The following is a 13,440-nucleotide window of genomic DNA, read 5'->3' as shown; positions in this document are numbered from 1 at the left end:
AACTTAAAATTGAAATTATACTTCTGTTTTTTACTCATAAAAATGCCCCAAATAAGTGTCTAACTTTTTGGGGCATGTCTAATTCATTGGGCTTTTCTTTATATTATATACCATTAAAACTCTTATTTCAATACAGGAGGTTTAGCCTCTTGCTGACGATATTTCTTATACCACAATATAGCCACGGAGCCTCCCACCAGAAAAGGCATTGAAAGCAAAAATAGGATTCCGTTGTTAAGTCCTTTACCTTGCGTATTGCCATGTTGGGTGCTATTTTCCGCATTCAACGAACACATAGCACATTGCGCCTTAGCAGGGGTAGACGATAAGACAAAAGCAGATAATCCCATTATCAGGGCGAAAAATAACAATCGAAGTGATTTCATATCACAAAAGTAACTAATAACCTATTAAATCACTAAATATTCCGGGATTTTAACAATCCTTCGAACTTATCCCAGAATCCATCCTTAGGAAGCGGTGCAATAATAGTCATGTCCTCGTTCTTCACTGGATGGGTAAATGCCAGCGAACGCGAATGCAGACATATAGTACGACGTAAAGATCCTCTCGGATAACCGTATTTATTATCTCCTACAATAGGGCATCCCATATGTGCCAACTGACAACGTATCTGATGTGTTCTTCCAGTCACTGGATTTATCTTCAACAGATAATAGCCGTCCAGCTGTCCTACCACCTCATAATCCAGTTCGGCATACGTCCCCTTTGATACCTCTCTATCGTAGGCTTTCGTAATCATTTTTTTACGGTCCCGAAGAAGCCAGTTCACCAACTTGCCTGACTGGTGTGGCGGACGCTCCTTCACTACCGCAACATACGTTTTCTTCACCTTACGGTCATGAAAGGCCTTGTTCATCCTATCCAATGCCTTGCTCGTCTTGGCCATAAGAATCATTCCGCTCACAGGCCGATCCAACCGGTGGATAACCCCTAAAAAGGCCAAATTGGGCTTATTATACTTTTTGGTCAAAAATTCTTTGACCATATCTTCCAGCGACTTATCTCCAGTATCATCTACTTGGACGATATCCCCACCACGTTTATTTATCGCTATGAGATGGTTGTCTTCGTATAAGACATCGCGCTCTGTTATAACAGACATTATCGTCTAATATGATTTAATCCATCACTATTTCTCTACTGCCTTTTGTTCTTCTTTGGCCTTCTTCTTGAAAAAACCTCTGAAGAGGAAATTGCTTTGCAAGGCTTCCATATTTTCATCCAGCTTTTGCGTACTGGTATTTAGGTTTTTAAGAATCTGTTTTATCTCGTTTGCTGCTTCCGGATCATTGGTCAACACACCTATAGCATTATTCTTATCGTTCAGGCGTGCCGTAGTCTCGTTAAGGTTTTCTACTAATGCGTTTGCTGTCTGTGTCACACCTTGAAGCTGTGCGGCAGCATCACGCAAGGAAGCAAAGACTTTAGTATCTGTCGCCAGATCATGGATAAGACCGTGCTCGCTGTTGAGCTTCTGCGTCAACGCAGTTAGATTGCTTATAGCAACATTCGCTTCAGCCATCACCTTATTCATAGAAGCTACCGAAGCCTTAAGATTATTGGCAATCTCATCGTCACTCATCAACGCTCCTACAGTACCTTTACCATCAACCATCTGCTGGCTTAATTTGGCAAAATTTTCGGTAATCACTGACAGATTCGCTCCATTATCCTGTAGCAGGGCCATCATCTGTTCCATACCTCCGCTAGGACCTGACTTCAGCACATCGCCTTCCTCAATCTGAGGTGTTGCAGGGTTACCCCCCACCAAACTGATAATAGAATTACCAATAAGACCATCCGAACCCAAGGTCGCAACCACATCTTTGCGAATGAACTGACTACTTTTCTCTTCGATAAGCAGGGTTACCTTCACATTCTCCACCCCTTCAAATGCAATATCTTTGATGATTCCCACCTTAACACCGGAAAACCATACATTATTACCCACCTTAAGACCCTTTACATCTTTGAAGTAGGTAGAAACTTTGATGTTTTTGCTAAACTTGTTTTGCTGTGTACCCATTACTAGGATACCTGCCACCAAAATGATTAACCCTATAAAAACAAAAAGTCCGACTATTATTGATCTTTTATTCTCCGCTGAATTCATTATTTTATACTATAAAATTATAATCATAAAAAGGTTTTACACGTTCGTCGTCTGTATCGAAAATTTCATTGAAACTTCCTTCACGTTCAAAACGTCCATCCAGAAGCATCACCATCCTGTCTCCCACCATTTTGGCACAAGCCAAGTCATGCGTAATGATGATAGAAGATGTTTTATATTTAACCTGAACCTCATTGATCAAGGTATTGATATCCAAACAGGTAATAGGATCCAAACCTGCCGTAGGTTCGTCATACAACATAATATCCGGACGTAAAATTAAGGTGCGAGCAATGCCTATACGCTTCTTTTGTCCTCCCGACAGCTCGGACGGCATCTGATTGATGGCATGCAACAAGCCTACCCCATCCAGCACGTCTTCCACCTCTCTGTTTATTTCGGCACGGGTAAGGTTTCTTTTGTTACGTACTAGAGGAAACTCCAAATTTTCCCGAACCGTCATACTGTCGTACAGAGCACTATTCTGAAACGAAAAACCTATACGTAGGCGCAACTTCATCAGCTCTCGTTCGTTGAGCTCGTTGACAACATGGCCAAGCACATTGATAGTACCCGAGTCCGGCTTTAAGAGCCCTGAGATCAACTTAATCAACACAGATTTACCGGTACCTGAACGGCCCAACACCACAAGATTCTCGCCCTCATAAAGTTTTAAGTCCACATTACGCAACACCTGTCTGTCTCCAAAGGATTTACTCACATTGTCGACATGTATTACCGCATTATCGTAATTTATTTTAACCTTTTCTTTCTCCATGTTTAGCCGGTAATTAATGGGGTTACAAATCCTAAGAACTGAACGATAAGTAATTCCTCGATAAATACCACAAACATCGAAGCTACTACCGCTGAATTGGCAGCCTTACCTACCCCTTCCGTACCTTTTGACGAATAATATCCTATATAGCAGCTGGCAAAACCTATAGTGAATCCGAAGACTACGGCTCTCAACACCATAGCGCCAATATCCACCATCTGAATAGCTTCAAACACCTGAGTGAAGAAACTCAGCAAGCTTAGATCATCCTTGGAAATGATACTCAGATAACCTCCCACTAGACCGATGCCGGCAACATAAAAACACAAAACCGGAATCATGATCGTGGTAGCAAGAATTCTGCTCACCACCAGAAACTTAAATGGGTTTGTCCCCGACACCTCCATAGCGTCAATCTGCTCCGTAACATTCATCGAACTTAACTCCGCACCGATCTGCGAACCCACCTTACCCGAAGCGATAAGTGCCGTAACCAGAGGTGCCAAAGCACGCACGATAGCTATGGATATCAAAGAAGGCAACCACGAAGTGGCACCAAACTCTTCTAATGAAGGTCTAGACTGTTTGGTAAATACAAACCCTACAATAAAACCGGTTAAAGAAATTAACGGAAAGGACTTCCATCCTACCTCATAACACTGCCTGATGATTTCTTTAATTTCAAATGGTGGACTGACAACTTCGCGATAAAACCGCATCAGAAAACGATGCAATTTTGCAAATTCGAGGAGTAAACTACTGATTTTCCTTCCCATTTATTTCTTTTAAATCGAATTTAAATAAGCTTTTTAATGCTATTTCTTCCAAGTAATAGCGCAAATGTACAAATTTTTGGGCGTCATTGCCCAAGAAGGACTAAATTAACAAATACGAGATGACAGCAAAATGTTTTAGTATCACAATTTTTTCATAAAACATTTTCTTCCAAATGGCAAAAAATTAATTCGTATTTCACATTAAACCTTAACAATACTCCGAAAGTCATACCATCAGACAAAAGAAAGAAACGTAATATTAACTCATAAAATTATTGTCATGAAAAACTGGAAACTCACCCTGTATATAGCAGCCCTGATAGCGGCACTTTCCGGTACGCTATCCATCCAAAAAGCTCAAGCTCAAGTGTACGGACAAGTATCTTTGGATTTGTTCTACAATGAACTTTCCCCTTATGGTACGTGGGATATTGACCCTACCTACGGAGATATATGGTTTCCTCGTGTAGGAGCTGACTTCCGTCCTTACGGCACAAACGGCTATTGGGTAATGACCGAATACGGAAACACATGGGTATCCAACTATTCTTGGGGATGGGCGCCTTTTCATTATGGTCGTTGGGTGTACACTTCCCATAGAGGATGGGGATGGATTCCAGGATATGAGTGGGGTCCTGCCTGGGTAGAATGGCGCTCCGGCAACGGATACTACGGATGGGCTCCAATGATGCCGCATGTAGGGGTGAGCATCTCTATAAACATTCCGGTATTTGCTTGGATATTCACTCCCGTACGTTATATCTATTCACCAAGCTACCACCGTCATGCCCATTATGGAAGAGTAAATATTTACAACCGTACCACCATCATACATAACACTTATATTGTCAACAACAGACATTACTATGGTGGACCTGCTCGCCGTGATATCGAACGCGCCATAGGCCGCAGAGTGGAGGTAAGATCGGTAAGACATGCAGACAGACCCGGAGCTGTACATGTGGACCGCAGAAGTGTGGCCATCTACAGACCTGAAATGGATCACAACCGATCTTCCGTAAAACGTTCTGTTTCCGAACCACAAAGAAGAAGCGTTACCTCCCGCGAAGCTAATAATGCACGTCCTACTCCTAATAATGCAAGACCACAACGTGAAATGCATATTGACAACAAAGGGAATGTTACTATCCGTGAAGGGAATAGAACAACCAGCAGGGCAACAACAGATAACGCACGACGTGAAGTACCAAATAGAAGTGATAATACTTCACGCAACGTAGAAAGAAACAACAGATATATTGACCGCTCTGCCACCAGCAGAGAACGCAATACTAATACAACACGTCCGCACAACAACCGGACTATAGAAAGAAGAGAACAGAAGCCACAGCCTCAACGTGTGGAACGCCCTCAGCGCGAGTCCAGAGCTCCTGAGAGAAGTGTGAGAAACAGCACTCCTGTCTATCAAACTTCCAATTCGGGCTCCTCTAACTCCAACAGGGTAAGCCGCTCCACACAGTCTCCTCGTGTAGAACGCCCTGCCACTCCTGCACGCAGTGCTGCAACTCCAGCAAGAGGAGGAAGTAGCAACCATTCAGAAAGAAGCAGACGATAATTAATTAGTATTAATATATCCAAAAAAGTGGGCTGACACTCGTTAGCTCACTTTTTTTATGTACTTTCGATAAAGATTTAGTTTGTTTTTCTATGGCAAGATTAATTTCTATCCTAGACAATGATTTCTATAAGTTCACCATGCAGTATGCAGTGATCAAGTTATTCCCAAGAGCAAAAGCCAAATATCAGTTCATCAATCGGGGGAAACACCAATTTCCTGCTGGCTTTGCCCAAAAATTAAAAGAAGCCATTGTCGAACTGGGGAAATTAAGATTAACCAAAGAGGAAAAAACATTCTTTGCCGACAATTGCCCCTATATTGACCCTACCTATTTCGATTTCCTACAGGGTTATCAATACGATCCAGAAGAAGTGACGATAAAACAAGACGGGACCGACTTATCTGTAACCGTGGAAGGCTACTGGTACCGCACCATTCTATGGGAAGTACCCATCATGTCATTGATATGCGAATTGTATTATGAGGTTACAGGACAGCATCGCTTCGCCGACGAGAAAGTTGTTCAGATCGTAGAGGATAAGATGCAGAAATACGACAAGCTGGACATCACCATTGCCGATTTCGGCACGAGAAGGCGCCATTCGTTCAAAGTTCATGACCTTGTAATACGCACACTGAAGAACCATCAATCCCCCACATTCATCGGCACGAGCAACGTCTATTTGGCCATGAAATACCAAACCAAACCTATCGGCACACATGCACACGAATGGTTTATGTTCCACGCCGCAAAATACGGTTACAAAATGGCCAACCTTCTAGGATTGGAAAATTGGGCCAATGTGTATCGCGGAGATTTGGGAATAGCCCTTTCGGACACCTATACAACCGAGGCTTTCTTCCAACAGTTTGATAAAAAACTTTCTAAGCTCTTCGACGGCGTACGTCATGACTCCGGGGACGCCATAGAGTTTGCCCAGAAAACCATCAACCACTACAAAAACAAAGGGATAGACCCTCTCTCCAAGACCATTATCTTCTCCGACGGATTGGATTATGCAAAAGTGGAGAAGATAACCAACTTTTGTAAAGGGAAAATAGGTACATCCTTTGGCATTGGAACGGACTTCACCAACGATGTGGGGCTGGAACGCATGAATATCGTCATCAAGATGTTCGAAGCATTGCCGGACGAAGGGGAGTGGACTCCTGTCATTAAGCTTTCCGATGAGGCGATGAAACATACCGGAGATCCACAAGAAATCGAAATGGCCATAAGATATTTACAACTAGATGAACATGCATAGAGACGTTTACGGTGAAGCGCTGGTAGAGTATTTTGAGAAACAGCAGCTTGCTTCCCCCTTATATTTACATAGCAGTTACGGTGATATTGAAGAAATGCCCGTTGAGGTGTTTTTTCGAGATGAAGAAGACTTTCCTGAACTTGAATTTATCGCCTTGTCACTCTGCGACGGCAAGGTGCTGGATGTAGGTGCGGGCGTAGGCTCTCACGTCTTATACCTACAACAAAGAGATTTTGATGTTACGGCTTTGGAGAAGTCCGAAACGGCCTGCAGGATTATGCAGCAACGGGGCGTCCAAAAGATTATTACCGAAGATTTTTTCAATCTGAAAAACCAACAGTTCGACACCCTTCTCTTCTTGATGAACGGCATAGGTCTGGCCGGAACCCTTGAAGGCTTTCGCAAGCTGCTAGCTCATAGCAAGACCTTACTGACAGACAGAGGACAACTCCTGTTTGACAGCTCGGACATATCCTACCTTTACGAACAATACCGCATACCCAGACCAGACCATTATTTTGGAGAGATAGGCTATCAATACGAGTTCAAAGGCGCCAAAGGTGAACCTTTCAAATGGTTATATATCGATCAAGACACCCTAATAAAAATCGGACGTGAAGAAGGATGGGTCGTTCAGATACTTTTTGAAGACGACAATGACCAGTATCTTGTACGTATGGAGCCGAGGAAATCTTTTTAATCTGCAAGTCCGCAATTTTCGGATTGTATTCTTCCCAAAATAGAGGGACTTTTGTAATATGAAGACCTCAGAGATGTATTTGAACTACAATCGAATAGAAAAAGCTATTGCTTTCATTCAAGCTAACTTCAAAAAACAACCTAGCTTGGAGGAGATTGCTGCTCACGTACACCTGAGTCCTTTTCATTTTCAGCGTCTTTTCCAAGAGTGGGCAGGCACTACTCCCAAAAAATTCCTTCAATACATCAGTCTGCAACATGCTAAGCACCTCCTCAAAGAAACTCAATCCATTGCTGAGGCTACTTATATGACAGGGCTTAGCAGCTCAAGTAGGCTGCACGACCTTTTCGTTAAGGTGGAAAGCATGACCCCGGCAGAGTATAAAAATGGAGGAGCTAAACTTACAATCTATTACAGTACACACCTCTCTCCTTTTGGTCCTATCTGTATTGCTTCCACCGAAAAAGGAATCTGTCATATCGCCTTTGTAGATCCTCAAAAGGCTTTGTCAAACATTCGTGAACAATATCCACTGGCGAATGTTATTCGCAAGGAGCTACCACGCCACATTGAGGTACTCCACATTTTCGATGACAGTGCTCAGCTAAAGAATCCTTTGCATCTGCATCTAAAAGGAACACCTTTCCAGCTTAAAGTGTGGGAGGCTTTATTGAAAGTTCCCAAAGGTTGCTTGACAACCTATGCGCATCTTGCAGAAGCCATAGGACATCCGAAAGCTTCCCGTGCTGTGGGCACAGCCATTGGCAGCAACCCCATAGCTTACCTTATTCCCTGCCATAGGGTGATACAATCTTCCGGCATTTTCGGCGGCTATATGTGGGGACCTATCCGTAAAGCTGCAATAATAGGATGGGAACAAGCTCAGGTAAAAGACATAACAGATGAAACTTTTTGAATTAGCTGATCCACAAAAGAACCTACTCCCCTATGATGGAGAGGTAAACTACTATGGTACTGTGCTACAGAATCCACAAAGCTATTATGAGCGGCTTATGGAAGAAGTGGCGTGGCAAAATGACCAGACCTTAATCTTCGGAAGGCTCATCACCACCAAAAGAATGGTAGCTTGGTATGGAGATGAAGCCTTGGAATACACCTATTCGGGGATGAAGAAGGTGGCTTCCCCGTGGAACACTACCCTGCTAGAGCTCAAGCGGATTGTAGAACATCTAACTCACGAAACATTCAACTCCTGTCTCCTCAACCTCTACCACGATGGTAATGAAGGTATGGGCTGGCATAGCGATGCTGAAAAGGATCTAAAAGAAAATGGCACTATAGCCTCGTTAAGTCTAGGTGCCGAACGCAAATTCTCTTTCCGACATAAACAGAGTAAAGAAAGAATAGACCTGACGCTGGAAAATGGTTCCCTTCTACTAATGCGCGGCACCACTCAAAAATACTGGCTTCACCAACTACCCAAAAGCAAGAAAATCACCAGAGGAAGGATAAACCTGACCTTCCGAACCATAGTATTCTAAAGCATATTGTAACAATTCTATCAACTACTGTTATACTCGATATTAAAACCAGCTTTCTTCATTATATTTATTGCAACAACCAAAACTAAATTAATGAAGAAGCTATTCGCATCCATCCTACTTTTTGTGTCTTTTCTGGGGGTAAAGGCACAAATTACCACACCCAAAGAGCATTTCGGATTTAACATTGGCGACGACTACCATTTGGCGAACTTCTCCCAAACGGAAGCCTATTTCAAAAAGCTCGCCCAGCAGTCCGACAGAATCCTATATCAGGTTATCGGCAAGACCGAAGAAGGTAGAGATCAGCCTATGCTTATCGTATCCTCTCCGGAAAATCTCGCTAAGCTGAGTCATTACAAGAACATTTCACAAAGACTGGCGAGAGCAGAACTCGCAGAACAGGAAGCCAAGCAACTGGCTAAAGAAGGTAAATCCGTAGTGTGGATTGACGGAGGCTTACACGCCACCGAAACCGTAGGCATGCATCAGCTTATAGAAATAGCATACCTTCTTGCAAGCCGCAACGATGAGGAGACCCTGAACATCCTCAATAATTGTATAGTCCTTCTTACTCATGCTAATCCCGACGGCCAAGAATTAGTAAGTAACTGGTATATGAGGGAATCCACACCGGAAAAACGGTCCCTAAGCTACCTGCCAAAACTTTACCAAAAATATGCCGGCCATGACAACAACAGGGACTTTTTCATGCTCAACCTCAAAGAATCCCAAAACATAGCGAGACAGCTTTTCATCGAATGGAACCCACAGATTATGTATAACCACCACCAGACGGCACCAGCAGGTGCCGTAGTAGCCGGAGCTCCATACCGCGATCCATTTAACTATGTTTTCGATCCGCTAGTCATCACCGGTATCGAATCCATAGGAGCTGCCATGGCCACTCGCCTTTATGCGGAAAATAAACCAGGCTATACACAACGGGGAGGTTCTGTATTCTCAACCTGGTACAACGGAGGCCTTCGCACCACAACTTACTTTCACAATACCATAGGACTTCTTACCGAAATTATCGGAGGTCCAAATCCTTTTGAAATACCACTAGTACCTTCTAGACTTTTACCTAACAGTAATACCCACTATCCGGTTATACCACAAACTTGGCATTTCAAACAGTCTATAGACTATTCCACATCACTGAACTATGCTGTGCTGAACTATGCCGCTAAATATAAAGATGAGGTGTTGTTCAATATTTACCGAATGGGAAGAAATTCCATAGAAAAAGGAAGCAAGGACACTTGGTCATTATCTCCAAGCAAAGTAGCTGTGGTAGAACAGGCCATAGAAAACTTAAAGAAACAAAATAAAGAGTTGAGAAATCAACGTCAAAATCCTAAACAAGCACTAGATTCACTTCTTAAAAATCCTAAGTACCGTGATCCGCGAGTATATATCATCTCGGCACATCAAGACAACCCAGTTACTACGGTGAAATTTTTGAATGCTTTATCAGCTAATGGAATCCGCATCGAACAGGCAAAAGAAGCATTCACACATAACGGCAAGCAATATCCTGCCAAAAGCTTTATCATACGCACAAACCAAGCTTTCCGCCCTCATATCTTGGATATGTTCGAAGCACAAGATCATCCCAACGACTTCGAATATGCGGGAGGTCCTCCAATTCCACCTTACGATGCTGCCGGCTGGACATTGGCTTATCTGATGCACATCAATTTCGATAGAGCCTATGATGATGTAAAAGGTAATTTCGAAACACTCCCTTATGGTGAGCCGGTAAACGTTATTGTACAGACCTTACCTAATAACAAGTTTTTCCTGCTTAGCAATAAAGAAAACGAAGCTTTCCGACTGGTAAATGAACTTCTAAGCAAGAAAGAGAAGGTGTACCGCACCGTCGAGGGTAATTTTATAATAGCCAACAATTCCGTTTCCAAACAAATACTATCTGCATCAGGTGTTGTCGTAGCGGGAGTAGACAAGCTTCCTAAAGAAACGAAAGTACTAAAACCTCTACGCATAGCACTTTGGGACACCTACGGAGGCAGCATGCCTTCAGGTTGGACACGCTTCCTCTTTGAGAAGTATGGATTCAATTTCGAATTGGTTTTCGCTCCAGACTTGGACAAAGGAAATCTCAATGCGAAATATGATGTCATCGTATTGCCTAGCAATGCTATAATCCGTCCAGAAAGTAACTTACCAAACAACAAGCCGAACAATATTCCAGAGCCTTACGCTTCACAGTGGGGAAGTATGACTATAGAAAAGACCCTTCCACAACTGGAACAGTTCATCAAAAACGGTGGACATATTATTGCGGTGGGCAACAGCGCCAAAATTGCCGAGGATCTGAAAATAGGCGTGACAAACCACCTTGTAGATGCCCAAGGCAAACCGTTGAAACGTGAAATATTCTATACTCCAGGTTCTGTGCTTACGGCAGCTATAGACATCAATACAGTATCTGGCAAAGGTTACCCTCAACAAATAGACCTATACTTCAGTAACAATAACGTCTATAAAATCAACGACCCACATATCAAACCTATACTTTGGTTCTCTTCGGAAAAAGTATTGAAGAGTGGCTGGTCATGGGGTGAAAAATACCTCAAAGATGGCGTCATAGGTTTTGAGAAACAGATCGAAAAAGGAAAGTTGACGATTTTCACGCCGGACATCACCTTCCGGGCTCAGACACATGGCACATTTAAGCTGCTTTTCAACAATCTATATTAACACAAAAAAGAGCAAGTCTTTCGACTTGCTCTTTTATTAATAGAAAAATTAATTCCTATTTCACTAACGCTGCTTCAATCAATTCAGCATAGAAATCAGTTTCTTTCATACCATAAGCCCGTACTTGCTGAGGGATGAAACTTTGTGCAGTTTGCCCAGGAATAGTGTTGATTTCTATGAAGAAGAACTTGTCAGTGCCGTTTTCCAAGAAGAAATCTACACGGACCATCCCCTTACAATTCAGCCGAATATAGATTTCCTTGATGATTCGTGCTGCACGTTCTTTCTGCTCTTGCGTAAGATCTGCAGGGGTGATTTCCTCGGTAAGGCCAGGTACATATTTAGCTTCAAAGTCGAAAAACTCACGTGTTGTTTTTACCTCAGTGGCAGGCAATACGATAAGCTCGCCTTTGGCGTTACGGAAAATCCCTTGCGAGAATTCCCTCCCCGAAACAAATTCTTCCACTAACACTTGAGCTCCTGTATTTTCGGCAGCATAGGCTTTATCTAAAGCTTCCTGCAACGCATCCTTTGTCTTCACCTTACTCATGCCGATGCTGGAACCTCCTGCATTTGGCTTCACAAAGTAAGGAAGCTGCAGCTTCGATTGAACAATCTCTGCTGCCTCAGCTCGATGATTTTCAAACAAAAGCACAGACTTAGCCACATTAAGCTCCGGGATATCTGCAAGAATAGCTTTCGTGTATCCCTTATTCATAGTCAGCGCCGATGTCAAGGCATTGCATGAGGTGTAAGGCAGTCCTATCATGTCAAAATAGCCCTGTAACCTTCCATCTTCTCCCGGCGTACCATGAAGAATGATGAAAGCCACGTCAAACTTAATTTTAACATTATTTAACGATACCGAAAAATCGTCCTTATCGATGGCATACTTATTGCCCTGTTCATCTTTATAATACCACCCGTCAGTAGTGATATCAATAAGGTAGACATCATATTTTTCTTTGTCTAACTGACTGTAAACGAATGCAGAACTTTTATAAGAAACTTCAGCTTCTCCCGTATATCCACCTGTGACTAATGCTACTTTTGTTTTCATACTGATTATTTAAGTAGCACAAATATAATTTGTGAACCACGGAAAAACGAATATTTTTGTTGAATATTAAATTGTAATTATCGTGCAGCTTTATCGTAAATTTGCACTTAAGGAAAACTAATACATTTCAGAATGTCCAAATTGTTATTATATCTTAAAACCCAAGAATTTAGAAAAAATCTTATCTATGCCCTTATCACACTTGCTGTGTTCTTCTTAGCGGTGTATATCGGCTTGAGAATATATACCAAACATGGCGACGCACAGGAGGTGCCTTTGCTGAAAGGCTTAACCATCAGTGAAGCCAAAGCAATTTTGGACAAAGCGGGATTGGAATATCAAATCGATTCGGTATATCAGATGGATGCTCAGCCGGGATTGGTTATCGAACAAGACCCTTCTCCAAAAGCTTTGGTGAAAAGCGGTCGTACGATTTACCTGACCATCATCACCGAGGTAGCTCCAGACGTAGAATTTCCGAACATCATTGATAAAAACCTCATCGAAGCTAGCGCAATATTGAACAATTATTCCTTAAAAATCGGAGACACAGTATACGTTAACGATATAGCGCGGGATGTGGTATTAGATGCAAAATTTGCTGGACAATCCATTAAGCCCGGGCGCATCATCACCAAAGGTTCTAGGATCACGCTGGTACTCGGTAATGGTCAGGGAGCTAATGAAGTGGAAATCCCTACGTTGACCAACCTCACCTTGGCGGAAGCCAAATTTGCCCTGAAAGGATTAGGCCTTACCGTAGGTAAAATAACAGGAGATATCACGGATTCGGCTACGGCAAGAGTCATCAAGCAGTATCCTGACTCTACCGCACGCTTCATCAGTATAGGATCTCCTATCGATCTAACCTTATCCAACGGTACTGCGGAAAACAACATTCCAATTCAATAAC

The 13,440-nt window shown here is 42.7% G+C and carries 13 protein-coding genes; 7 read left to right on the top strand and 6 right to left on the bottom strand.

All coding sequences use genetic code 11. From position 1 onward, the window contains the following. Positions 1 to 122 precede the first annotated feature (122 nt). From ABD873_RS08740 to ABD873_RS08720, 5 genes are read right to left on the bottom strand one after another with little or no spacing between them, the layout of a single operon-like run. Positions 123 to 386: a hypothetical protein gene (locus ABD873_RS08740; RefSeq protein WP_345067379.1), complete on the bottom strand. Its 264-nt coding sequence runs from the start codon at positions 384 to 386 to the stop codon at positions 123 to 125. 32 nt (positions 387 to 418) lie between these two features. Beyond that, positions 419 to 1,126, bottom strand: coding sequence for an RluA family pseudouridine synthase (locus tag ABD873_RS08735; RefSeq protein WP_345067376.1), 708 nt, complete (start codon positions 1,124 to 1,126; stop codon positions 419 to 421). A gap of 27 nt (positions 1,127 to 1,153) precedes the next feature. Continuing rightward, positions 1,154 to 2,137, bottom strand: a complete 984-nt coding sequence (locus tag ABD873_RS08730) for an MlaD family protein (protein ID WP_345067373.1) — start codon at positions 2,135 to 2,137, stop codon at positions 1,154 to 1,156. A gap of 4 nt (positions 2,138 to 2,141) precedes the next feature. After that, positions 2,142 to 2,915, bottom strand: coding sequence for an ABC transporter ATP-binding protein (locus ABD873_RS08725; RefSeq protein ID WP_345067370.1), 774 nt, complete (start codon positions 2,913 to 2,915; stop codon positions 2,142 to 2,144). Between the two features lie 2 nt (positions 2,916 to 2,917). Then, positions 2,918 to 3,691, bottom strand: coding sequence for an MlaE family ABC transporter permease (locus ABD873_RS08720; RefSeq protein ID WP_345067366.1), 774 nt, complete (start codon positions 3,689 to 3,691; stop codon positions 2,918 to 2,920). Between the two features lie 280 nt (positions 3,692 to 3,971). Between ABD873_RS08720 and ABD873_RS08715 the strand changes: the two genes are divergently transcribed. The 6 genes from ABD873_RS08715 (at position 3,972) to ABD873_RS08690 (ending at position 11,467) form a co-directional block, all read left to right on the top strand. Continuing rightward, positions 3,972 to 5,267, top strand: coding sequence for a DUF6600 domain-containing protein (locus tag ABD873_RS08715; protein WP_345067363.1), 1,296 nt, complete (start codon positions 3,972 to 3,974; stop codon positions 5,265 to 5,267). A gap of 92 nt (positions 5,268 to 5,359) precedes the next feature. Then, on the top strand, positions 5,360 to 6,538 hold the full coding sequence (pncB, locus tag ABD873_RS08710; RefSeq protein WP_345067360.1) for a nicotinate phosphoribosyltransferase: 1,179 nt from the start codon (positions 5,360 to 5,362) through the stop codon (positions 6,536 to 6,538). After that, positions 6,531 to 7,238 (top strand): class I SAM-dependent methyltransferase, encoded by a 708-nt coding sequence (locus tag ABD873_RS08705; RefSeq protein ID WP_039052737.1) that lies wholly within the window; start codon positions 6,531 to 6,533, stop codon positions 7,236 to 7,238. Before pncB ends, ABD873_RS08705 begins: the two co-directional genes overlap by 8 nt. 58 nt (positions 7,239 to 7,296) lie before the next feature. Then, the gene (locus ABD873_RS08700) at positions 7,297 to 8,154 is read left to right on the top strand and encodes a bifunctional transcriptional activator/DNA repair enzyme AdaA (RefSeq protein WP_039052733.1); all 858 of its coding nucleotides are present in this window, start codon (positions 7,297 to 7,299) and stop codon (positions 8,152 to 8,154) included. Further along, positions 8,141 to 8,740, top strand: coding sequence for an alpha-ketoglutarate-dependent dioxygenase AlkB family protein (locus ABD873_RS08695; RefSeq protein ID WP_345067354.1), 600 nt, complete (start codon positions 8,141 to 8,143; stop codon positions 8,738 to 8,740). The genes ABD873_RS08700 and ABD873_RS08695 overlap by 14 nt, the downstream gene beginning before the upstream one ends. Before the next feature lie 93 nt (positions 8,741 to 8,833). Next, entirely contained in the window at positions 8,834 to 11,467 is a 2,634-nt protein-coding gene (locus ABD873_RS08690) for a M14 family metallopeptidase (RefSeq protein ID WP_345067351.1), read from the top strand. 55 nt (positions 11,468 to 11,522) lie between these two features. Here the strand turns inward: ABD873_RS08690 and ABD873_RS08685 are convergent, their stop codons facing one another. Beyond that, positions 11,523 to 12,527, bottom strand: coding sequence for a D-alanine--D-alanine ligase (locus ABD873_RS08685; RefSeq protein WP_345067348.1), 1,005 nt, complete (start codon positions 12,525 to 12,527; stop codon positions 11,523 to 11,525). Positions 12,528 to 12,659: 132 nt separating this feature from the next. Between ABD873_RS08685 and ABD873_RS08680 the strand changes: the two genes are divergently transcribed. Then, on the top strand, positions 12,660 to 13,439 hold the full coding sequence (locus ABD873_RS08680; protein ID WP_345067345.1) for a PASTA domain-containing protein: 780 nt from the start codon (positions 12,660 to 12,662) through the stop codon (positions 13,437 to 13,439). The last annotated feature ends 1 nt before the right edge of the window (position 13,440 follow it).

The sequence above is a fragment of the Sphingobacterium thermophilum genome (genome assembly GCF_039541675.1).
Lineage (GTDB): Bacteria > Bacteroidota > Bacteroidia > Sphingobacteriales > Sphingobacteriaceae > Sphingobacterium > Sphingobacterium thermophilum.
The sequence above is the reverse complement of the archived record's forward strand: the minus strand, read 5'-3'. Positions and strand labels throughout refer to the sequence as shown.